Raw genomic sequence first — 23,660 nt, forward strand, 5'->3', positions numbered from 1 at the left:
TTTTCAAATCAATAAATTTTTAAATCTTCAAATTCAGAATAGGTACCCTAAATTTTTAGAACTATTTAGATGAGCACAGCCGGAAAAAATAGGTTTCAAAAGATCAATATTACAACCATTGTTCTGCTCTTTGTTTTGATTCTTGCCGGTGGTGTTGTGCGTAGCTCAGGTTCAGGCATGGGATGTCCCGACTGGCCAAAATGTTTTGGAAGGTACATTCCGCCTACTGATATAAGTGATCTGCCTAAAGATTATAAACAGAAATACGTAGCCAAACGGGTTGAAAAGAACCAGCGTTTTGCAAAAACACTTGATGTATTTGGTTACAGTGATCTGGCAAAACGGATCCGCGAAGATCGTTCTATCCTTGTGCCTGAGGAGTTTAATGCAGGCAAAACATGGACTGAGTATATCAACCGCCTTATTGGTGCTTTATCTGGCTTTTTTCTTTTGCTTTCGGTTGTTTTTTCATTCAGCTACTGGAAAACGGATAAGAGGATAGCCATCCTGAGTATTTTTAATCTGGTGCTTGTGGGGTTTCAGGCGTGGTTAGGCTCAATCGTGGTATCTACCAATTTGATTGCTTGGATTGTTACCGTACACATGCTTTTAGCGCTGGCTATCTTAGCCATTTGTATTTACACTTATCATGTAGCGCGGACTTCGGGTAAAAGTACTTCAGGGTCGTCACCTTTGGTTTACGTTATAACGCTTGCTGCACTGTTTGTAAGTATTCTGCAAATTGCTTTCGGAACCGAGGTACGTGAGAAAATAGATGCGGTTGCCAATCATTTTCAGGGAGGTTACCGTAAAGATTGGATCACCAATGCCGGCGAGATATTTCAACATCACAGGGATATAGCCATTTTGGTGTTGATATTGAACGTTGCTCTGTTTGCTTTGATCCGTAAAGGCTTTAACAGGCATTCTATTCAGCAGCAGCTGATGAGTTTTACATTTTTAATGATCACGTTGCAGATAGTTACCGGGATCTTGTTATCATATCTCGCATTGCCGCCTGTTGCCCAGGCTGCACATATTGTATTGGCGAGTTTAATATTTGGGGCACAGTTTTATTTGCTTTTGAATTTATTTCAGGGTGTTAAGGGTAGGGAGGTAAGCAGATGAAATGGGCTGATTTTTCAAAATTGATCAAAACAAGACTTACTACCTTGGTGGTATTTTCGGCGTCGATATCATTTTTAATCGGATGTCGCGCAAATGGCCATATTGTTTGGATTGATTGGGTAAAGCTTATTATAGGTGGTTTCCTGGTTACATCGGCAGCCAATGCATTTAACGAAATCATCGAAAAAGATTTGGATAGGCTGATGAAGCGTACTATGGACAGGCCAATCCCTTCAGGCAAAATGACTACGGGGCAGGCATTGGTATTAGGTTTAGGCATGGGCATGGCCGGCACTTACTTGTTAGGCAGCTTAAACCTGTTAACCGGCTTACTATCTGTATTTTCGATTTTATTGTATGCATTTGCGTATACGCCTTTGAAACGCAAATCGGGTATTGCAGCAGTTTTTGTTGGCGCTATCCCCGGAGCATTGCCGCCGCTTATAGGCTATGTAGCTGCGCAGGTTCACGGTAGGATAGACGAAATAGCCTTAATCTTATTCTCTATACAGTTTATCTGGCAGTTTGTTCATTTTTGGGCTATTGCCTGGGTTTTGGATGATGATTACAAGCTCGCAGGTTTTCGCTTGTTGCCGTCAGGTAAAAGAGATTTAACAAGTGCGGTAATTACGTTTATATTTGCCATCGTTTTAGTACCCGTAAGTTTATTGCCAACCTTTTACGGTTATGGTGGTTACTGGGTAGGCGGTGTATCGCTGATATGCAGCTTAATATTTTTATATCAGTCATTTATGCTGTTACGTACCCGGCAAATACCCGAGGCTCGTAAATTAATGTTCGGCTCGTTTTTTTACCTGCCGGTAGTTCAGATAATGTTTTTAGTAGATTTTATAGTTAAGTGAGATGATGGCAAGGATGGAACAAGATAACGACAGGCTGAACCTTGGTGCCAAAAAGTTTAGTATGTGGATCTTCATATTCACATCGTTTATGCTTTTTGCAGCTTTTACCAGCGGCTTTATCGTTTATTCGGGAGGCAGCGGGCACGGTTTAAATGTGATCATGCCGCAGTCGTTTTTGTATAGCACTATTGTTATAGTGTTAAGCAGCGGCTCGTTGTTTTTAGCGTCAAAGGCTGCCAAGGCGTTGCAGTTTGACAAACAGAAGCTGTATTTATGGATCACATTGGGCTTAGGGCTGGCTTTTTTTGCCTTACAGATCTATGCCTGCTATGTGTTAACCTTCAAAATGCAGATCTATTTTGTTGATCCTAATGCTTCACGCTCCTTTGTTTATGTTTTTGTTGGCGCGCATTTGGTACACATTTTTGCGGCGCTGTTATTGCTAATAAATACACTTATAGGTACATACCGTAATATCCCCCAGGTAAGGAATATGTTTAAGATGGAATTAACTTCCATTTTCTGGCATTTTCTCGATATTATATGGATTTATCTCTATGTTTTTTTACTTTTGAATCATAATTAATACACCCATAGATTAGTACAGATGAGTACAACAGTTTCACAAATTGACGAAGTAAAAACTTCGCCCTGGTCGGGAGGAAGATCCCCGTTCAACGTGGAGTACGGAAAAATAATGATGTGGTTTTTCCTCCTTTCGGATGCATTTACCTTTTCATCGTTATTGATAGCTTACGGTTCATTGCGTTTCAGCGCAAGCGTATGGCCAGGTGCGGATAAGGTTTTTCAATCAGTACCCGGATTAGTTGATCACGGTGCACCATTGGTGTTTGTGGGTTTAATGACCTTCATCCTCATTGCAAGTTCTGTTACTATGGTATTGGCTGTAGAGGCGGGCCATCGTAATGCTAAAAAAGAGGTAGTAGGTTGGATGATAGCTACAGTGATAGGCGGTTTCATGTTCCTTGGTTGCCAGGCTTTGGAATGGGGACATTTACACCATGAAGGTTTCTGGTGGGGAAGTGTTCCGCCTGCCGAAGAACTTAAAAAGTTATTTACCGGCGGCACCGAAGCTGTGCAACATATGACTTCGCAGGAGTTTGCTAACTTGTTCTTTACTATCACAGGTTTCCACGGTTTCCACGTATTTACAGGTGTTATTATCAACATTATTATTACGGTAAACGTGTTAATGGGCACATACGAAAAACGAGGCAGTTATTTAATGGTTGAAAAGGTTGGTTTGTACTGGCACTTTGTAGACCTTGTTTGGGTATTCGTATTTACATTCTTTTACTTAGTTTAAAAATATTTATCATATGTCAGCAGAATCGCACGAAATTCATCACGATGGTGATCATGAAACCATGAGCAGACAGCGGATATGGCAGGTTGCAGGTATCTTAACTGTTATTACCTGTATCGAATTCTTTATCGCGCTTGTATGTGTGCCTAAAGGAATTCTTCCGATACAGTATGCCAATCCTGTATATATCGTTTTAACCTTGCTTAAAGCATTTTATATAGTTGCATATTTCATGCACTTGAAGTTTGAGAAAATGGGTCTCATATTGTCAATAGCAATTCCGGTAATATTTATAATCGGTTTAATCCTGGTACTTACAAACGAAAGTCACCACTGGGTTGACCTGAGGTAATGAACAAGGCTTCTATATTAAAAAAGATCCTGATCCTGGTACTCATATTAGCGGTACCGGGATTTTTATATTATTTACTTACCGCTAAAGGTAAAAACAGGTATAAGCCCCTCGCTGTTTTTGGGCCAAAGGTGGTTGCCAAAACAGGGCATAAATTTCACGGCAAGTACATTCCTGATACCATTTACCACACCATTCCTGATTTTAAACTTACCGATCAGGAAGGAAAGCCGGTTACACTGAACACACTGAAAGGAAAGATTTTTGTAGTTAATTTCTTTTACGCTAACTGCCCTACGGTTTGCCAAACCATCAACAAAAACATGAGCTGGCTGGTGGGTACGTATTACAAAAACAAGATGGTTTACTTTTTAACCATCACAGTTGATCCGGAACATGATACTCAGGAAGTATTAAACAAATACCTGCAAACATTTAAGCCCGAATCAAACCGCTGGCTGATGTGCAGTGGCGATACTTCATCGGTTTACAACTTTGCCCGTAATGGGCTGTTTGTAAATGCTGCAAAAGCCGGTAGCGACTTTGTTTACAGCGATGATTTTGTACTGGTTGATCAGGAACACCGGATTCGTGGATATTACAAAGCAGCGGTAACACTAGAGGTAAACCGCCTTAACGATGAGATAAAAGTGTTGATAGCCGAAGAGCTTCGTAAAGTTGATAAGCCGTTATATTAATTTGCCATGAGTGATAAATTTATAATCCGCTTTGTTGCGGGTGTTACCATATTTGTAATTGCAGTAGTTGTTTTGTTAAACAGGCACCTGATACCGGGCCCGGCTGTGGCTCCTGCTTTTACACCTTACCTGCCGATGCTTAATGCTGTACTTAACGGCACTTGTACCTTATTGCTTCTTTTGTCGTTATATCAAATTAAACAAGGGAATATAACACTGCATAAACGACTTAACATTGTTACGTTCTGTTTATCGTCGTTATTCCTTGTATCGTATATCCTGTTTCATTACCTGATGCGTAACGAGATCGTTTACGGAGATCTTAACGGCGATGGGCAATTGTCAGCAGCAGAAAGGACATCTGCCGGTTTTTTGAGGACAATATACTTAACCATTTTGACGCCTCATATTATACTTGCAGCAGCTGTTTTACCGTTGATATTATTGAGCTTTTACCGCGGGCTGCAAATGCAGGTTGAAAAGCACCGTAAGCTGGTGCGCTGGGCATTTCCGATATGGCTGTACGTTACCGCGAGCGGTGTGGTGGTTTATTTAATGATCCGCCCGTTTTATCATTTTTAATTTATAATTGGTTAAATTTGCACTTATGAAACAAGGTTTTAAAGTTATCCTTTTTGTAATGGCCCTCGGCCTTATGCTGATTGCCCGTGAACCTGTAAAAGCTCAGTGCGCACAATGCGCTGCTACTGTCGAAACCAACGCTCAAAGCGGTAGTTCAAAAACAAGGGGTTTAAATAACGGGATCCTGTTTTTATTGGGCGCTCCTTATTTTGCTGTCGCATTAGGTGGTTACATCTGGTATAAAAAATACCGCCGTAAAGATGTTAAGCTAGAGATGCGCGGCGAAAAACTTAATCTGAATTAATAAGCAGCTGCGGGTGTTATTTGCCGCTTTTGTAACCTTATAAGATACTTATCGTGTCTCAAACACCAAAGTCATGGGCTATGCTTAAATGTAAATGTCCGCGCTGCAGGCGCGGCGATATGTTTAAGGGTAGCCCTTACAGTTTCTCCAATAAAATAAATCTTAACTGCCCTCATTGCAACCTCTTTTTTGAGATAGAGCCTGGCTATTTTTATGCCGCCATGTACGTTAGTTATGCACTGAATGTGGGCGAGGCCCTCGGCATTGCCTGGCTTACTTATTTGGTTACCCATAACCAGGATTCGCCATGGTTATATCTTGGCGCTATAATTTTAGGCTGTTTTATACTTGCTCCTGTAAATTTCAGATATTCGCGTGTGTTTTTGTTGTATTGGTTATCACCCAAAATACATTACCAAAGCTATTTAGATACCGATGATATACCAGGAAAGTATTGAGTTTTTAAAAGATCTCGCCGAAAATAATAACCGTGAATGGTTTGCCGCCAATAAGGAGCGCTACGATAAGGCCCGCGAAAATGTAATTGATTTTACAGCGAAGGTGCTTGACAGCGTTCGTAAAATTGAAGCAGGCATGGACGAGAACCTCGATGCCAAAAAATGTGTGATGCGCATTTACCGCGACATCCGCTTCAGTAAAAATAAAGCGCCTTACAAAAATAACTTTGGGGTAAGCTTGCCAACCTCGGGCTTAAAAGGAGGTGGGGTTGAGTATTACCTGCATATCCAGCCGGGCAATTCATTTATTGGCGGCGGATACTGGATGCCTGAAGCGCCACATCTGAAAGCCATTCGCCAGGAAATTGATTACAACGCTGCCGATCTGAAAAGAATCATCGACCAAAAGGAGTTTGTTAAGCTATTTGGTGATTTCAGAAAGCAGGAGCAGCTTAAATCGATACCGAAGGGATACGAACCCGATAATGAAAATATCGACCTGCTAAAGCTTAAAAGCTTTGTAGCCTGGCATAAGCTGGAAGATAAAGAGCTAACGGCCCCTGGTGCGGAAAAGCTGGTTGCTGATGTATGCAGCATGATCCATCCGCTTAATGTATTTTTGAAGAACGCCCTTTCTTAATTCGATATAACCCCTTAATAACTATGAAAATTAGATATGCATTTTTAGCCGCTGTTGTATGTTTCACAATGTACTCATGCAAGGTAATGTCTCCAAAAGCATACAAAAGCCTTGTTGCCGAACGTGACTCTTTAGCTAACCGCACAACAAACCTTGAAGGAGAGCTTGCACAGCTGCAGGCAGATACAGCCCGCCTGCACAACCAGCTTGCCGATCTGCGCAAAAACAACAGTGTATTAAACAGCAACCTGGATGCAACATCATCAAAAGCTAACGAATTGGCCGCCCAAACCTCAAGACTGGCCGCTGATTTGAAAAAACGTGAAGCCCGTTTAAAGGAAGTAGAAGATATTTTAAAGAAACGCGATGAGGCTACTAATGCATTGAAAGATAAATTGCAGAAAGCGTTATTAGGCTTTCAGCAAAGCGGTTTAACGGTAGATATCAGAAATGGCAAGGTTTATGTATCATTAGCTGATAAGTTATTGTTCCCTTCGGGCAGTATCATTATTGATGAGAAGGGTAAGGCTGCGTTGAAGCAATTAGCGGTGGTAGTAAACAAGGAACCAGACATCAATATGGCGGTTGAAGGCCATACAGATGATAAGAAGGTGAAGAACCTTGGCCAGATCAAAGATAACTGGGATTTGAGCGTTTTACGCGCTACCTCGGTAACCCGCTACCTGACCGAAACTGAAGGTGTTGACCCGCACAGGCTCACGGCAACAGGTAAGAGTGAGTTTCAGCCGATAGATGCCAGTGGCACTGATGAAGCCCGCGCAAAGAACAGGCGAATAGAGATCGTGCTTACCCCTAAGCTCGATGAGTTATACAACCTGATCACTAAGTAATAAATGAAAAGCTCCCGGATAACCACCGGGAGCTTTTTTGTTTCAAGCAGATTCCTTCCCGCTCCTAAGAAGTTGTTTAAATTTTGGCGGAGAGCTTTCATGTGGAGACGCATAATTGCGTCTCCCATAGGTCAAGCAGCTTTGCATGTGTTTAACTACCTTAACTTGCATACTGTAGACGCAATTATGCGTCTCTACATTAAAAAGAACACAATTTTTTAACTGATTCTAACAAGCTCCAAATAAAATTTGCAATTATATAAGCGCTTATATAAATTGCATCATGAATTTATATCAAAGCCTCGGTCATTTGGTTTTGGGCAGCCGTTTGAGGCGGCTTAGTGAAGCTTTTTTGGCCGAAATTAATCGTGCTTATCAAACCGCAGGTATCGATTTTGATGCCAGCTGGTTTCCCGTGTTTTATTTACTGTCAAAGAATGATGCTTTGTCTATCAAAGAATTAAGTGAACAGATAGAAGTATCACATCCGGCTGCCAGTCAGCTGATCACCAACCTGAAAAAAAGAGGACTTGTAAGTACTGATACCTGTAGCGACGATGGCAGGCGGCAACTGGTTACCCTTACTGCCGAAGGGCGTGAGTTGCTAAAGCAGGTAGTACCGGTTTGGGATGCTATCAGCCTGTCGATGGCCGAACTTGTTGCTAAAGACGAAACTGCAAAACAATTATTGCCCGCAATAAGCGCGCTTGAAAATACTTTTCGCCAAACTAAACTGGCCGATAACATCGTTGAAAAACTGAATACCAATTTAAAACCCGCCGGCAATGACTGATATATTTAATTACGGCACCGACCATCTTACAATAGGTATTTGTCTTGATATAGCAGCAGGCAAAACCAAAGGCATCATTAACAAAGAAGCCGCCGATATGATCAAATCTTCATGGCGCGAGGTGGAAAAGATTGTGCATAGCCATCACCCGGTTTATGGCATTAACACCGGCTTTGGCCCACTGTGCGATACCCGGATCTCGGAGGAAGACACCAGTTTGCTGCAAAGTAATATCCTCAAAAGTCATAGCGTAGGTGTCGGGAAACCCATCCCGCAGGAAATTGCCAAACTCATGATGATTACTAAAGTGCAGGCTTTGGCACAGGGCTATTCGGGTATTGCGCTTGCAACGCTTGAACGGATCATCTGGCATATCGATAATGATATTATCCCGGTAGTTCCCGAAAAAGGTTCGGTTGGGGCTTCCGGCGACCTTGCGCCTTTATCGCACCTGTTTTTACCATTAATTGGTTTGGGGGAGGTATTTGAGAATGGCGGGAGGATACCGGCCGGTGAGCTTTTAAAAAGACACGGTTTACAGCCTTTATTGCTTGGCCCCAAAGAGGGTCTTGCTCTTATCAATGGCACACAGTTTATCCTGGCTTTTGCGGTTAAAGCTGTACAACGACTGGATGACACCCTGAACCGTGCCGACCTCATCGGTGCCATGTCATTAGAGGGATTGATGGGCTCTATCCGTCCTTTTGATGAGCGGCTGCACCAGATCAGGCCTTTTAAAGGTACAAGGATGGTAGCCCATCGCCTGTTTACTTTGCTTGACGGATCGGAAATCAATTCGTCGCACATCAGTTGTGATAGGATACAGGATCCATATTCGTTGCGTTGTATGCCGCAGGTACATGGTGCCTCACGTAACGCATGGCTGCACCTGAAAGAGCTTACGGAAATCGAACTCAATTCGGTTACCGATAACCCGGTTATTTTTAATGCCGATGATACCATTAGCGGGGGCAATTTTCATGGGCAACCACTTGCTTTGCCGCTTGATTATGCAACCACAGCAGCAGCCGAAATTGGTAACATTGCCGACAGGCGCTGCTACCTGATGAGCGAAGGTCGTTACGGTTTGCCCAAACTGCTTACGCATGATGCCGGGCTTAATTCGGGCTTGATGATTCCGCAGTATACTACTGCCGCCCTCGTTACCGAAAATAAAACCCTGTGTTTCCCCGCCAGTGCCGATAGTGTGCCAACCTCACTTGGGCAGGAAGACCACGTATCTATGGGTTCCATAAGCGGGCGCAAGTTACACCAGGTGATAGATAATATTGAATACATTCAGGCTATTGAACTGCTTTACGCGGCACAGGCTATGGATTTCCGCAGGCCGCTAAAATCGACGCCGGTTATTGAAGCTTGCCATCAGTTGGTAAGACAGCATGTGGCTTTTATACAGGATGACCGCGTTTTTGCTGTTGATATTAACAGTCTTCACAAACTGATTACGGATGGCTCCCTGCTGAAAACTGCAGGTGAAGCTGCCATTGCTCACCAAATAGATTTAAGTCATGACGAGTTCGGAATTTATTAAAACCTATGCTAATCATCCGGTGTATAAAGCACCGCGTGGTATGCAGCTTCATGCCAAAAGCTGGCAAACCGAGGCCCCGATCAGGATGCTGCTTAACAACCTCGATGGCCAGGTAGCCGAAAATCCTGATGAGTTAGTGGTTTACGGAGGTATCGGTCAGGCAGCCCGTAACCCGGAGGCGCTCCGCAAAATTATTGAGTTGCTGCTGGAATTGGACGAATATCACTCGCTGCTGATCCAGTCGGGCAAACCCGTAGGGATTATCCGTAGCCACCCCGAAGCGCCAAGGGTTTTGATTGCCAACAGTAACCTGGTACCTGCATGGGCCAACTGGGAGCATTTTAATGAGCTGCGCGAAAAAGGGTTGATGATGTACGGGCAGATGACAGCCGGTAGCTGGATCTATATTGGTACGCAGGGTATTTTACAGGGCACCTATGAAACTTTTGTGGAATGCGGTAATCAGCATTTTAATGGCGACCTGACAGGCAAACTTATTGTAAGTGCCGGTTTAGGTGGTATGGGCGGTGCTCAGCCGTTGGCAGCAACTATGGCGGGTGCTGTGTTTTTAGGTGCCGATGTAGATGCATCACGGATTCAAAAACGGGTTGATACGAAATATATTGACAGGATGACTTCATCATATGATGAAGCCATCGCCTGGATAAAAGAAGCTATCGCCAAAAAAGAAACACTTTCGGTAGGATTAGTGAGCGATGCCGGTGATTTGCTCGAAAAGTTATTGAAAGATAATATCGTTCCTGATATACTTACTGATCAAACTTCGGCACATGACCCTTTAAATGGTTATATTCCTAATGATCTGTCATTAAATGAGGCTGCTGCATTAAGAAAAAATGATGCAGTGGAGTATAAACGGCGTTCGCTGAAAAGTATGGCAAGGCATGTTGGGTTGATGCTGGCACTGCAAAAAATAGGTGCGGTAACTTTTGATTATGGTAACAACCTGCGCGAGTTTGCCCGGCAGGGCGGCGAGGTTGATGCTTTTAATTTTCCGGGTTTTACGCCTGCGTATATCCGCCCGCTGTTTTGCGAGGGGAAAGGGCCTTTCAGGTGGGTAGCGTTATCCGGCGATCCGGAGGATATTTATGCTACCGATCAGGCGTTAATCGAAGCTTTCCCCGAAAATAAGCCATTAATTACCTGGCTTAAAAAAGCAAGGGAGAAAATAGCATTTCAGGGCCTGCCTGCCCGCATTTGCTGGCTGGGCATGGGCGAGCGTGAAAAAGCTGGGCTGATATTCAATGAACTGGTGGCCTCCGGCAAGGTAAAAGGCCCTATAGTGATCGGTCGCGACCACCTTGATTGCGGCTCAGTGGCATCTCCCAACCGCGAAACAGAAGCTATGTTAGATGGCTCAGACGCTGTGTCCGACTGGCCGCTGCTTAACCTGATGGCCAATGCCTCGGGTGGAGCAACCTGGATTTCGTTCCACCACGGCGGCGGGGTAGGTATGGGGTATTCTCAACACGCCGGCATGGTGGTACTCGCCGACGGCAGCCATCGCGCAGCAACCTGTTTAAAAAGGGTGCTGTATAATGACCCGGCCATGGGTATCTTCAGACATACTGATGCCGGATATGATAAGGCTGCGGAGTGGGCGGATAAGTTTGGGTTGAAAGTGTGGTAAAGCATAATATGTAAAAAGGTCATTACGAGTAATTAAAATCCGCGGCCTTTGAAGGAAGATAACATATGCCTACCGTCATGCCGAATTTATTTCGGCATCCCATAGGACAGGTGGCCGCTTTGCTTAGTATGGCCGCTTAGCGAGTGGGGTGCTGAAACAAGTTCAGTATGACCTTGATTTTTATTATGTCATGGGTAGATACGAAGCAACCCCCGATCTAAGATAGAACGATGAAAAAACTAACAGGTCCATTTACACAAATACTGCCTTTAACAGGCTTGCCGATTAGAGGTGCCCTGAAAGATGAGCAATTGCACATAATTGCCAATGGGGGTGTGTTAATTGAAGATGGGCTGATACTTGCTGTTGATGATTTTGAAAAACTCCGCACAAACTATCCATCGGTACAAATAGAAGAAATTACCGGCGATCATGTATTACTGCCCGGGTTTGTGGATTGCCATACGCATCTTTGTTTTGCTGGTAGCAGGGCTAAGGATTATGCCATGCGCAATTCTGGCAAAAGTTATTTGGAAATTGCCGCATCGGGGGGCGGGATCTGGGATTCGGTAACTCAAACCCGTTTGGCTACAGAAACTGAATTAAGCAATTTACTGGCGAAACGGATAGCCCGTCATTTGGCAGAGGGGGTAACAACTATTGAAATCAAAAGCGGTTACGGATTGTCGGCCACTGAAGAACTCAAACAGCTAAAAGCTATTCATCAGGCTGCTAACAAAACTCATGCTCATATTGTGCCAACCTGCCTCGCTGCACACATTAAACCGAAAGATTTTGATGGTGAAGGAAATGAATACCTGAAATATTTGTTAAATGATCTGTTGCCGAAGATAAAGCAACAGGGTTTGGCCAAACGGGTGGATGTTTTTATTGAGCAAAGCGCTTTCAATACCAGCGATGCCCTATTTTATTTAAGCAGGGCCAAGCAAATGGGTTTCGAGGCCACTGTTCATGCCGATCAGTTTACAACCGGAGGCAGTGAAGTTGCAGTTAAAGCAAGGGCGGCTTCCGCCGATCATCTGGAAGCCAGCGGTGATTATGAAATAAAATTATTGGCCAATTCAGATACTGTTGCTGTAACTTTACCCGGTGCCTCGCTTGGTTTGGGAATGGGATATGCCCCTGCCCGGAAACTGCTTGATGCCGGAGCCTGCCTCGCTATTGCCAGCGATTGGAACCCCGGCTCGGCCCCAATGGGCGATTTGTTAATGCAGGCATCAGTAATGGCTGCGGCTGAGAAGTTAAGCACTATCGAAGTTTTCGCCGGTTTAACCTATCGCGCGGCACAGGCATTAAAATTAAATGATCGCGGTATATTAACTAAAGGCAAGCTTGCCGATATGCAAGACTACCCATGTAACGATTACCGCGAGATATTATATCACCAGGGAAAACTAAAACCGGCCCGCGTTTGGACGGCAGAAAATAACGATTAAGCAGATATTACGATTTGCTTAGCTACCAATGAACCATTGAACTAATGAACCAATGACCAAATTAATAGAATGCGTACCCAATTTTAGCGAAGGTGTTAACCTCGATATCATTAAAAATATAACAGATGCAGTTGAATCTGTTGAGGGGGTAAGATTACTCAATGTTGATCCGGGAAAGGCCACTAACCGAACCGTAGTAACTTTTGTGGGCGAACCGGAAAAAGTGATTGAAGCAGCGTATCGCGCCATAAAAAAAGCGGGCGAGGTGATTGATATGAGCAAACAAAAAGGCGAGCACCCAAGGATGGGCGCAACAGATGTGTGTCCGCTGATACCCATTAGTAATATCACCATGGAGGAAACTGCCGAATATGCTAAGCAGTTGGCCAAACGTGTGGGGGAGGAGTTACAGATCCCGGTTTATTTGTATGAGGCTGCACAGCCTAACAAAAGCCGGAGCAATCTATCGGTGATACGTGCCGGTGAATATGAAGGCTTCTTTAAGAAGATCAAACAACCTGAATGGGCACCCGATTTCGGTCCAGCGGAGAACGATGTTAAACGGGGGGCTACTGTGATTGGTGCCCGTGATTTTTTGGTGGCTTATAATGTTAACCTGAATACCACCTCTGTCCGCAGGGCAAATTCTATTGCTTTTGATGTACGTGAGGCTGGCCGTACCCTGCGCGAAGGAGATCCGATCAATGGTAAAATAGTATACGACGAAACCGGCAAAGCCAAAACCATCCCCGGTTCATTAAAGGCGGTAAAAGCTATCGGCTGGTATATTGAAGAATATGGTGTTGCCCAGATCTCGATGAATTTGACCAATATTAATATTACCCCGGTGCATAAGGCTTTTGATGAAGTGTGTGATAAAGCTGCTGCACGCGGTATCAGGGTAACAGGCAGTGAGCTGGTGGGCTTGATCCCCTTGAAGGCGATGCTTGATGCGGGTAAATATTTTTTGGAGAAGCAGCAACGCTCTACTGGAGTAAGCGAAAAAGAACTGATCAGGATAGCCATTAAATCAATGGGGCTTGATGAACTTTCACCTTTCAAGCCTGAAGAACGCATTATTGAATATTTACTGAAAGATAAAGCAGGCAGCAAGCTCATTAACATGAGCCTTGCCGATTTAGCCGATGAAACCGCGAGCGAAAGCCCGGCACCTGGCGGTGGTTCGATCTCAGCCGCTGTTGGCGCTTTGGGAGCCTCGCTGGCTACCATGGTGGCTAACCTAAGCTCACATAAAAAGGGCTGGGACAACCGCTGGCGGGAATTTAGCGACTGGGCACAAAAAGGTCAGCAATTTAAAAACGAACTTTTAGCATTAGTTGACCAGGATACAATAGCCTTTAACCAGATCATGCAAGCATTCTCCCTGCCCAAATCAAACAATGAGGAAAAAGCAGCCCGTGATAAAGCAATACAGGATGCTACCCGTTATGCTATTGAAATTCCTTTTAAAGTAATGGAGGCAGCTTTAGGTAGCATGGAAGTAATAAAAGCAATGGCGCTAAGCGGCAACCCCAATTCCATAACTGATGCCGGCGTAGCCGCCCTTTGTGCCCGTACCGCGGTATTGGGTGCATTTATGAATGTAAAGATCAATGCTTCGGGCTATAAGGATAAGAGCTATGTAGTTGACGTTATTTACCGCGGTAATGAAATTGAGCGGAAAGCGATTGCGCTGGAGGCGGAGATCATTGAACTGGTGAATGAGAAAATAGGGTTGGAGTAGTTGAAGGTCCTTACAAACGGCATTGCGGATTAATAAAGCAATCGCGAACTTTACAGGGCGAACCTGCTAATTGGTGATTGCTTTATTAATTCGCAATGACGCTTCTAAATAGTTAAGGCGGCTCCTTTGGAGAGGATTTCGCTGAGTTTCTATATCCTCTCGATATCTCCGCTCCCTGCTTTTGAGCTTGAAATATTTTTAGCACCGCCGGTATAATGCACATCGCCCGAGCCGCTTACCGATGCATCAATTTTACTGCTGGCATTGATGGTAGCGTCGCCTGAACCTGCTATGTGTACCTCGGTATTAATGGTGATCAAATCGCGGGCGGTAAAATCGCCCGAGCCTACAACATTTACTCTTGAATTATCGGCACGGCCCGAAAGTTTCATATCACCAGAGCCCGAAATGCTGCTATCCAGGTTTTTAGCATTCACTTTGCCCAGCATATCGCCCGAGCCAACAACTTTTAATTTTAATGAGGTAGTGCTGATGCCGTCTTTAAAATAAACATCGCCCGAACCGGCAACGTTAATGCTGGTCATATCTTTAGCTACAACATGTACAATCATTTTACGGCTGCGGCCAAAGCTCCAGCTATCCCAGTTAGTTCCTTTTTTGCTGTAGATCTTCAATACCCCGCCCTGCACTTCAGTAATGATCTTGTCGATAACATCCGAAGGTGCTTCAACTTTTACCGATTCGTTTGAGCCCTGTGTAAAGTAGACATCAAAAGAGCCTGCTAGGTCAATAGCGCTGAAGCCCGATAAATGGCGGTCTTGCGTGGTTTGGTCGGCGTGTTTAACAATTGGGTTTACTGTCTTTGCCGATGCGTAACCTGTAGTTCCTACTGCCAACACGGCGGCCAATAATATTTTTGAAATCGATTTCATGACGGTTGTTTTAGTTTCGTTTTCAAATTAGACGCCGGAAGGGGGAGGAAAGTTGCACAGGATTTGATTTTTTTGTGGGGGGGGGGACGGTGAGTAGTTGATTAGGTTGATTGGGTGAGTGGTTGTTTGGGGTTAAACCACTCACCCAATCAACCATTTAATCAACCTTAATATAATAATTGAAAGTATCCACCTCTACATTATCCTTCGTAATACCGTCAATTTTTACAGGGTTAAACTGTGTGGTTGGTTTAATAAATATATAGCCGCCGCCTTTTACGCGCATCCTTACCGGCATGTTGAAACCTTCGGCATCAGCAATCCATTTGGAATAAAGCTTACCATCTTTAACTACAAATTGCAGGGTTGGGATATCTTTATAATGTAGGTACTGGTCAAAAACAGGCGCCAGGTTCATGCCTGCCTGTTTGCAGATATAGCCTACAATATCGTCATAGGTAACGGTTTTATGGTAGAAGGTTTTGTTAAGCCCGCGGAGGATGCTGCGCCATTTGTCATCATTATTGATAATGGTGCGCACCATGTTTAACAGGTTACCACCTTTATAATACATATCACCTGAACCTTCCATGTTTACACCATACGGCCCTACAATTGGTTTGTCGTTACGGATATTTTTACGGGTTCCGTTCACGTATTCCTGCCCGGCTTGTTTACCGTAATAGGTTTCAATGAACAGCGATTCGGAATAGTTAGTAAAACTTTCGTGGATCCACATATCGGCAACATCTTTTGAGGTAATGTTATTGCCAAACCATTCGTGACCGCTTTCGTGTACCACGATGAAATCCCATTTTAGGCCCCAGCCGGTGCCTGAAAGGTCGCGGCCGAGGTAACCGTTTTTGTAGTGGTTGCCATAAGCAGTACCGCTTTGGTGCTCCATACCGAGGTGTGGGGTTTCAACCAGTTTATAGCCGTCTTCATAAAAAGGATAGGGGCCAAACCAGTATTCAAACGACTTGAGCATTCGTGGCGCATCAAGCTCCCATTGTTTTTTGGCTTTGTCAACATTGTAACTTAATGGCCAGTAGTCCAGCGTTAACGGGCCTTTTTCGCCCTGGTAAGCACCTTCAAAGTGGGCATAGTCGCCAATGTTGGCTTCTATGTCATAATTGTTGATAGGGTTAGCCACAAACCAATCGAAGCGGGTATAGCCGTTATTTAAGTCGGTTACTTTGCGTAATCTGCCGTTGGATACATCTTTTAAACCATTAGGTGCGCTGATACTGATCAGGGCGCTGTCCACCTCGTCATATTGATGATCTTTGGTTGGCCACCAGATGCTGGCGCCGATACCCTGGCAGGCAGTTGCCACCCATGGTTTGCCCAATGAGTCTGTAGTATATACCACGCCGCCATCCCATGGCGCACGTTTGGCAATAGTTGGGTTACCGGAATAATAAACAATAAACTCGTCCTTACTGCCTTTTTTTATGGTTTTAGGGAAGGTAACAAACACCGCATTAAACTCGCGTGTAAAGGGAATTTCGGCGCCCTCATACACCACTTTCTCTACTTTTAAATTGGAAAACAGATCAAACTGAAGTTTGGTGAAATTTTGAGTAGCCGTGAATTTGAACAGGTTGCTGCCGCTGATGAATTTTTTATCGATATCAAACTTCACATCCAGGTGATAGTAGTTAATATCATAACAGGTACGCAGCGGTGTTAAGCTCCCTCTGAGCGAATCGGCGCGGGTAAATGTTTGCCTGTTGGTGCCTAACTGTGCCTGAGTTGGCGTTATGCCAGCTACGGTAAGACCTAAGGCGACTGCAAAAATATTTAAGAACTTATTTTTCATGTATGTTGAGGGTTAATCCATGAGCGCACCCACGTAGTAGTTTAAATAATCAATTTCGATATTATCTTTAGTAGCACCTGCAATTTCAACCGGGCTCATTTGTTTTGTTGGGGTGATGAATTTGTATTCGCCGCCCTTTACACGTACCCTGATGGGCATATTGAAATCTTTGGCTTCGGCTATCCATCGGCAGTAAAGCTTGTTTTCATGGCTGGTAAATTCAAGCACCGGAAGGCTGCGGTAATGCAGGTATTGCTCAAAAACAGGCGAAAGGTTCACGCCCGATTGTTGGTTGATGAAGCCCACCACATCGTCATAGGTAACTGTTTTATGATAAAAAGTTTTGTTAAGCCCGCGCAGGATGCCGCGCCATTTTTCATCATCATTAATAACAGTGCGGATCATGTTCAGGAAAACAGCGCCTTTGGAGTACATATCGCCCGAGCCTTCTTTGTTTACATTGTAAACGCCAACTATAGGGCCGTCATTATTAATGGTGAGCCTTAAACCGTAGTTATATTCCTGTCCGGCTTTTTTACCCCAGTTATCCTCCACAAAAAGTGATTCGGAATAACAGGTAAAGCTTTCGTGGACCCACATATCGGCAAGGTCTTTATCGGTTATGTTATTGCCAAACCATTCGTGCCCGCTTTCGTGCACGATGATATAATCCCATTTGCTGCCCCAGCCTGTACCCGATAAATCATAGCCCATATAGCCATTCATGAAGTGATTGCCATAGGCTACTGCTCCCTGGTGTTCCATGCCCAGGTGCGGGGTTTCAACCAGTTTATAGCCATCTTCATAAAAAGGGTAAGGGCCAAACCAGTGCTCGAAGGCTTTCAACATAGGCTTAACATTGGCGGCAAATTGTTTTTTTGCTTTTTCCAGACTGGTTGGCAAAACCCAATAATCAAGCGTAAGCTTGCCTTTTTCGCCCATGTAGGTGTCTTCAAAATGAGTATAATCGGCAATGTTGGCAGCAACATCGTAATTGTTGATCGGGTTGGCCACAAACCAGTCGAACCGGGTATAGCCATCCTTAAGCTGCGTCACCTTGCGCAGGCGACCGTTGGATACATCTTTCAAACCTTTTGGCACACTGATGCTGATCATCATGCTGTCCACCTCATCGGCCAGCTGATCTTTATTGGGCCACCAGATGCTGGCACCAATCCCTTCGCAGGCGGTTGCTACAAAGGGTTTGCCTAATGAATCTTTTTTAAATACCAGTCCGCCATCCCAGGGGGCGTTTTTAGCTATAGTTGGGTTACCGGAATAGTAAACGGTAAACTCATCTTTGCTGTCTTTACTTATGGTTTGCGGAAAGTTGAGGAATACGGCGTTGCCATCGCGGGTATAGGCAAGTTCTTTCCCCTTATAAACAACTTTAGCAATGTTAAGGTTAGCAAACAGGTCGAACTGGAGTTTATTGAAATCCTGTGTGGCGGTGAATTTAAACTGATTGCTGCCGCTGATAAACTTTTTATCGATATCAATCTTAACGTCAAGGTGATAGTAATTGATATCATAACAGGTACGCAAAGGCGTAAGCATTCCACGCAATGAATCGGCATGGGTGAATTGCTCTTTTTCCTTCAGGAGCTGGGCCTTTGCCTGCTGGGTGATTGTTGCAGTGCTTAGTAAGGCAAGTGCTGCGAGATATAGTTGTTTTATTTTCATGTACTTAATTGTGTGGGGTAAAGGATCTATAAAACTAAGTTAAAGCTTATTTATAAAAAACAATTGGCCGGGATTGGACTGTCCGGCCAATTGTTTAAGGTAAGTGGAGAAAAACTAATCTCTTACCTCCAACCTCTAATCACTAACCTCTACTTCAACACCTGCACATCAATATAGCTATCGTTATAAACCGTTTCCGTTGCCTTGATGTAATCACTTTCATCAGCTTTATATGGGTTTTCCACAAATTTTTGTGGGTTGCGTGCTACTATCGGGAACCAGGTGCTTTGTACCTGGATCATGATACGGTGACCTTTTTTAAAGGTGTGCAATACGTCCTGCAGGCGGAAATTTACATCGGTTTTTTGATTGGCCACCAAGGCCTCCGGCTTTTCAAAACTATTGCGGAAACGTGCCGGCATTACTTCCGAACGTACCATTTGCCAGTAATTACTCAGGATGATGTTTTTGTTTGGCATATACGGGTTGTTCGGTTCATCGGCCGGATATACGTCAATCAGTTTAACAACAAAATCGGCGTCTGTACCTGTGGTGGCAATTTTAAGGTGCGCCATGATCTCGCCGCCAAGGGTAACATCATCATTTAATACTTCGCTCTGGTAAACCAACACATCCGGACGGCGACCTGCAAAACGCTGGTCTTCGCTCATGTAATTGTGCGGCGTAAAGCCCATGGTGGTGGTGTTATCTTCGGTATAAGGAACCGGTTTAAGCGGATCGCTGATGTATGATACAGAGCCCTGAGTTACAGGTTGGGTATTTACAAGCTTGCCATCGGCACCTAAAAACATTTTTTCGTGCACGGCATTGGCGGCAGGCCATTTATCAAATGTAGCCCATTTTTTTTTGCCGGTATTAAACATGTAAGCATTTGGTAAGCCGGATTTTTTATCGCCCTTACCTTTCAGGAAGTGGTTGAAGAATTTGGCTTCGATATTTTTTTGATAGAAGGTAGCAATGCTATCGCCAAAGTAAACATTGCTGTGCATGGTATGCCCTGTTTCGCGCGACCAGCGGCCGTGACCGAATGGCCCCATCACAATAGTATTGTAAGCATTTGGATCGGTTTTGTTGATGGTTTTATAAATAGCCAGCGGACCGGTTAAATCTTCGGCATCAAACCAGCCGCCAACCAGCATTACAGCAGGTTTTACTTTGCCGTAATGTTTTAGCAAGCCGCGCTTTTGCCAAAACTCATCGTAGTTAGGGTGGTTAATAGTTTCCTGCCAAAAGAAGTTATCATGATAAAATTTATCGGCATTTTTTAGCGGGCCAAGATCTAATAAATACTGGTAACCATCTTTGCTATCGGGTTTAAGCATGGAGTACCAGGCTTTGCTGGTTGTATCAGTTTTTTGAACACCAAATACCGGGAAGGTGAAAAAGTACCCCTCAATGAAAGCGCCGTTGTGGTGAAAATCGTCAAAAAAGAAATCGGAAATAGGGGCTTGCGGCGATGATGCCTTAAGTGCCGGGTGGTTTGACAGGATGCCCGCAGCAGTATAAAAGCCCGGGTAGGAGATACCATACTGGCCAACCTTGCCATTGTTGTTGGCTACGTTTTTAACCAGCCAGTCGATAGTATCATAGGTGTCAGAACCTTCGTCAACATCTTTTTTGCTTTTCTTGTTATCGATAACCGGCGTCATGTTGGTCCAGTTGCCTTCACTTTTCCAACGGCCGCGTACGTCCTGATAAACAAAAATATAACCTTCTTTCATCATAATTTCAGACGGGCCAAGCCTTTGAGGATATTTATCCTCGCCATAAGGGGCGATGCTGTAGCAGGTACGCATCATCATCATCGGGTACTTATTTTGCGATGAAGCATCCTTTGGGGTATAAATGGAAGTGAACAGTTTTACACCATCGCGCATGGTGATGTACACCTCTTTTTTGGTAAAATGCTCCTTTACATAGTTGCTTTGAGCATTAACGCCGGCATATAATAATACCAGCACAAAAAGTAAGTTAATTTTCTTCATAAGATCAGTCGTGTTAAATTGGGTTAAATTTAATAAAGAGTTAACGATAAACCGATTTATCAATAACTCTGTTACAAAATGGGATAAAATGCGGTTGGTATGGGGTAAATTTTATGTCGGATTTCGGATGTTCGATTTCGGATTTTTGTCTGAACCGGGATTAAATCCCTAAAATCATGGTTCAGAAAATAAATGCTAACCTCTAATCTCCAATCACTAATCTCTCAAAAGCAACTTTAAAATCCTTAACTTTGCCCACCATAAAATACACACTACTATGCAATATGATGTTATAGTTATAGGTTCGGGCCCTGGCGGTTATGTAGCCGCTATCCGCTGTGCCCAGCTTGGTTTAAAAACCGCAATTGTTGAAAAGTATAATACCCTTGGCGGTACCTGTCTTAATGTAGGCTGTATCCCGTCGAAGGCACTGTTGGATTCATCTGAGCATTACCACAATGCCGCCCATGCCTTTAAAACCCATGGCATCAACCTTAAAGATCTTTCGATAGATTTTGGACAGATGATTAAACGCAAGCAGGAAGTTGTTGATGCCAATACCAGCGGCATCAGCTACCTGATGAAGAAAAACAAGATTGACACCCACTTTGGTGTAGGATCATTTAAAGATAAAAACACCATCACTGTTAAAAAGAACGATGGTACCGTTACTGAGATTACCGGTAAAAATGTGATCATCGCTACAGGTTCAAAACCATCGGCATTGCCATTTTTGCCTATCGATAAAAAACGCATTATCACTTCAACAGAAGCATTGAGCCTGAGCGAAGTACCAAAACACCTGGTGTTGATTGGTGGCGGCGTTATCGGTTTGGAGTTGGGTTCGGTTTATGCCCGTTTAGGCGCCAAAGTATCTGTAATTGAATTTATGGACGGCATTATCCCAACTATGGATAAAGGCCTGGGTCGCGAATTACAAAAAGTACTGACCAAACTGGGTATGGAATTTTACCTGGGCCACAAAGTTACAGGTGCCACAGTAAAAGGTAAAGAAGTAACCGTTAGCTTTGATACCCCTAAAGGCGAAAAGAAAGAACTGAAAGGCGATTACTGCCTGGTAGCTGTTGGTCGTATAGCTTACACTGATGGTTTAGGTTTGGAAAACATTGGCATCACTGTTGAAGAGCGCGGCCGTAAAATTACGGTTGATGAGCACCTGGAAACCAAAGTAAAAGGTGTTTACGCTATTGGCGACGTAATTAAAGGCGCTATGCTTGCTCACAAAGCGGAGGACGAAGGTACGCTGGTTGCCGAAATTATTGCAGGTCAGAAACCGCATATTGATTACAACCTGATCCCCGGTGTAGTATATACCTGGCCAGAAGTTGCCGCTGTTGGTCAAACAGAAGAACAGCTGAAAGCAGCAGGTGTTAAATACAAAACAGGTTCGTTCCCGTTCAAGGCTAGTGGTCGTGCCCGTGCCAGCGGTGACCTGGACGGCTTTGTGAAAGTATTGGCTGATGCCACTACCGACGAAATTTTAGGTGTACACATGATTGGTCCGCGTGCTGCCGATATGATAGCCGAAGCTGTTGTGGCGATGGAATATCGCGCAAGTGCCGAAGACATTTCGCGCATGAGCCATGCCCACCCAACTTATACCGAAGCTATGCGTGAAGCATGTTTAGCTGCTACTGAAAACAGGGCGATACATATTTAATTTGGAATTCGGATTTCCGATGTCGGATTTTTAATTTCAAATATTTAAAAGCGGTTATCATTTGATAGCCGCTTTTTTAATTTTAAGTTAGCGGTAAATACTTCGGCTATGAAAGTAATAACCTGCTCCTTATTCGCATTTTTTATTTTGCTTGGCTGTGTAGTTAATGCACACCCCTCCAAAATTAAATCAATACCTGATATTGAGGTTTACGACATCAACGGAAAGCATACCACGCTAAAGCAATTAGGTCAAAACAAAGTGCTGTTTATTGATTGCTGGTTTGTGCCTTGTCCGCCTTGTTTTCGTGAAATGGGTATGCTGCACAAGCTTTACGCCCAGTATAAAGACAACAAAAAATTTTGTTTCATAACCCTATGCCAAACCGATAGCGGGATAGTTAAGCGTTTTATAGCACAGGATAAATCGATGGTTAACTTTGTTAACCTGTATAAACATTACAGTATGCGGGACGATTTTAAATTACCGGTTTACTTTATACCCGGCTGCAATGAAAAGATTTACACCGGCAAGGTATTGGCAAAATATATGCCCGATGATAAAACCAAATGCCCCGACAGACAGTTTGGTTTCAGAGGGTATCCAACAGTAGTTATCTTTAATAAAGGGAAGTTGATTTTCAAGAAAACCGGCTATGGTGATCACGAAGATGAAAACACCCAAGAGATGAAAAAACTGATAGCCCGAAGCATAGCCGCTAAATGATATGAAAGTATTGGCAGATATAGGAATTATGTTATTAACTATTTTGTTGATGGAACTCATCTCCTGGGCCATGCACAAATACCTTTTCCATGGGCCATTATGGTTTATTCACAAAACGCATCATCAACAAAGGCATGGCTGGTTTGAACTGAACGACCTGTTCAGCATTGGCTTCGCTGGTTTTGCTTTATGGCTGATGTGGATAGGGCATTTAACTCTGGACTACCGGTTTTGGATTGGTACTGGTATCAGCATTTACGGTATCATTTATTTTATTTTCCACGATTGGTTTATCCATAACCGGTTTAAGGCTTTCAAAAGTGATAACCGCTACCTGGCCGGCATCCGCCGGGCGCATAAAATTCATCATAAATCAACGGAGAAATACCCTTCAGAAGAGTTTGGGTTGTTGGTGGCGAGCAGAAAGTGGTTTAGGAAGTAAGATGCTG

The 23,660-nt window shown here is 43.9% G+C and carries 23 protein-coding genes; 19 read left to right on the forward strand and 4 right to left on the reverse strand.

Annotated elements, in window-relative coordinates; all coding sequences use genetic code 11:
• Positions 1–69 precede the first annotated feature (69 nt).
• From DIU38_RS30830 to ftcD, 16 genes are all read left to right on the forward strand, one after another.
• Positions 70–1,128 carry a COX15/CtaA family protein gene (locus tag DIU38_RS30830; protein WP_112653995.1) on the forward strand — a complete coding sequence of 353 codons (1,059 nt, stop codon included), beginning with the start codon at positions 70–72 and terminating at the stop codon, positions 1,126–1,128.
• Positions 1,125–1,991: a heme o synthase gene (gene cyoE / locus DIU38_RS30835; RefSeq protein WP_112653994.1), complete on the forward strand. Its 867-nt coding sequence runs from the start codon at positions 1,125–1,127 to the stop codon at positions 1,989–1,991. The genes DIU38_RS30830 and cyoE overlap by 4 nt, the downstream gene beginning before the upstream one ends.
• 1 nt (position 1,992) lies before the next feature.
• On the forward strand, positions 1,993–2,577 hold the full coding sequence (locus tag DIU38_RS30840) for a cytochrome c oxidase subunit 3 (protein ID WP_243770615.1): 585 nt from the start codon (positions 1,993–1,995) through the stop codon (positions 2,575–2,577).
• A gap of 21 nt (positions 2,578–2,598) precedes the next feature.
• A complete protein-coding gene (locus tag DIU38_RS30845; RefSeq protein WP_090530134.1) occupies positions 2,599–3,318 on the forward strand; it encodes a cytochrome c oxidase subunit 3 in 720 nt (239 codons plus the stop codon).
• Between the two features lie 13 nt (positions 3,319–3,331).
• On the forward strand, positions 3,332–3,670 hold the full coding sequence (locus DIU38_RS30850; RefSeq protein ID WP_112653993.1) for a cytochrome C oxidase subunit IV family protein: 339 nt from the start codon (positions 3,332–3,334) through the stop codon (positions 3,668–3,670).
• Positions 3,670–4,368, forward strand: a complete 699-nt coding sequence (locus DIU38_RS30855) for an SCO family protein (protein ID WP_112653992.1) — start codon at positions 3,670–3,672, stop codon at positions 4,366–4,368. The genes DIU38_RS30850 and DIU38_RS30855 overlap by 1 nt, the downstream gene beginning before the upstream one ends.
• A 6-nt stretch (positions 4,369–4,374) precedes the next feature.
• Positions 4,375–4,950, forward strand: coding sequence for a DUF420 domain-containing protein (locus DIU38_RS30860; RefSeq protein WP_091165042.1), 576 nt, complete (start codon positions 4,375–4,377; stop codon positions 4,948–4,950).
• Positions 4,951–4,975: 25 nt separating this feature from the next.
• Entirely contained in the window at positions 4,976–5,254 is a 279-nt protein-coding gene (locus DIU38_RS30865; RefSeq protein ID WP_091165046.1) for a hypothetical protein, read from the forward strand.
• 53 nt (positions 5,255–5,307) lie between these two features.
• Positions 5,308–5,712, forward strand: a complete 405-nt coding sequence (locus DIU38_RS30870) for a DUF983 domain-containing protein (RefSeq protein ID WP_208057650.1) — start codon at positions 5,308–5,310, stop codon at positions 5,710–5,712.
• On the forward strand, positions 5,690–6,352 hold the full coding sequence (locus tag DIU38_RS30875) for a DUF2461 domain-containing protein (RefSeq protein ID WP_112653990.1): 663 nt from the start codon (positions 5,690–5,692) through the stop codon (positions 6,350–6,352). Before DIU38_RS30870 ends, DIU38_RS30875 begins: the two co-directional genes overlap by 23 nt.
• 23 nt (positions 6,353–6,375) lie before the next feature.
• Positions 6,376–7,203 (forward strand): OmpA family protein, encoded by an 828-nt coding sequence (locus DIU38_RS30880; protein ID WP_243770614.1) that lies wholly within the window; start codon positions 6,376–6,378, stop codon positions 7,201–7,203.
• Between the two features lie 283 nt (positions 7,204–7,486).
• Positions 7,487–7,996 (forward strand): MarR family winged helix-turn-helix transcriptional regulator, encoded by a 510-nt coding sequence (locus tag DIU38_RS30885; RefSeq protein WP_112653989.1) that lies wholly within the window; start codon positions 7,487–7,489, stop codon positions 7,994–7,996.
• On the forward strand, positions 7,989–9,548 hold the full coding sequence (gene hutH / locus DIU38_RS30890) for a histidine ammonia-lyase (RefSeq protein ID WP_112653988.1): 1,560 nt from the start codon (positions 7,989–7,991) through the stop codon (positions 9,546–9,548). Before DIU38_RS30885 ends, hutH begins: the two co-directional genes overlap by 8 nt.
• Positions 9,526–11,199 carry a urocanate hydratase gene (hutU, locus tag DIU38_RS30895; protein ID WP_112653987.1) on the forward strand — a complete coding sequence of 558 codons (1,674 nt, stop codon included), beginning with the start codon at positions 9,526–9,528 and terminating at the stop codon, positions 11,197–11,199. The genes hutH and hutU overlap by 23 nt, the downstream gene beginning before the upstream one ends.
• Before the next feature lie 230 nt (positions 11,200–11,429).
• Positions 11,430–12,656, forward strand: coding sequence for an imidazolonepropionase (gene hutI, locus DIU38_RS30900; protein ID WP_112653986.1), 1,227 nt, complete (start codon positions 11,430–11,432; stop codon positions 12,654–12,656).
• Between the two features lie 52 nt (positions 12,657–12,708).
• On the forward strand, positions 12,709–14,400 hold the full coding sequence (ftcD, locus tag DIU38_RS30905; protein WP_112653985.1) for a glutamate formimidoyltransferase: 1,692 nt from the start codon (positions 12,709–12,711) through the stop codon (positions 14,398–14,400).
• Positions 14,401–14,549: 149 nt separating this feature from the next.
• On the opposite strand, the gene DIU38_RS30910 is transcribed toward ftcD, so the two are convergent.
• From DIU38_RS30910 to DIU38_RS30925, 4 genes are all read right to left on the reverse strand, one after another.
• Complete coding sequence (locus DIU38_RS30910) at positions 14,550–15,293, reverse strand: head GIN domain-containing protein (RefSeq protein ID WP_112653984.1); 744 nt, start codon at positions 15,291–15,293, stop codon at positions 14,550–14,552.
• Positions 15,294–15,450: 157 nt separating this feature from the next.
• Positions 15,451–17,115, reverse strand: coding sequence for a M1 family metallopeptidase (locus DIU38_RS30915; RefSeq protein ID WP_112653983.1), 1,665 nt, complete (start codon positions 17,113–17,115; stop codon positions 15,451–15,453).
• A 12-nt stretch (positions 17,116–17,127) separates the two neighbouring features.
• Positions 17,128–18,798: a M1 family metallopeptidase gene (locus DIU38_RS30920; RefSeq protein ID WP_112653982.1), complete on the reverse strand. Its 1,671-nt coding sequence runs from the start codon at positions 18,796–18,798 to the stop codon at positions 17,128–17,130.
• Between the two features lie 149 nt (positions 18,799–18,947).
• Positions 18,948–20,804, reverse strand: a complete 1,857-nt coding sequence (locus tag DIU38_RS30925) for a CocE/NonD family hydrolase (RefSeq protein ID WP_112653981.1) — start codon at positions 20,802–20,804, stop codon at positions 18,948–18,950.
• A 277-nt stretch (positions 20,805–21,081) separates the two neighbouring features.
• Between DIU38_RS30925 and lpdA the strand changes: the two genes are divergently transcribed.
• From lpdA to DIU38_RS30940, 3 genes are all read left to right on the forward strand, one after another.
• Positions 21,082–22,485: a dihydrolipoyl dehydrogenase gene (gene lpdA / locus DIU38_RS30930; protein ID WP_112653980.1), complete on the forward strand. Its 1,404-nt coding sequence runs from the start codon at positions 21,082–21,084 to the stop codon at positions 22,483–22,485.
• Between the two features lie 108 nt (positions 22,486–22,593).
• Positions 22,594–23,211: a TlpA family protein disulfide reductase gene (locus DIU38_RS30935; protein WP_112653979.1), complete on the forward strand. Its 618-nt coding sequence runs from the start codon at positions 22,594–22,596 to the stop codon at positions 23,209–23,211.
• Between the two features lies 1 nt (position 23,212).
• Complete coding sequence (locus tag DIU38_RS30940; RefSeq protein ID WP_112653978.1) at positions 23,213–23,653, forward strand: sterol desaturase family protein; 441 nt, start codon at positions 23,213–23,215, stop codon at positions 23,651–23,653.
• Positions 23,654–23,660: the final 7 nt, after the last annotated feature.

The organism is Mucilaginibacter metallidurans, from assembly GCF_003286435.2.
Lineage (GTDB): Bacteria > Bacteroidota > Bacteroidia > Sphingobacteriales > Sphingobacteriaceae > Mucilaginibacter > Mucilaginibacter gossypii.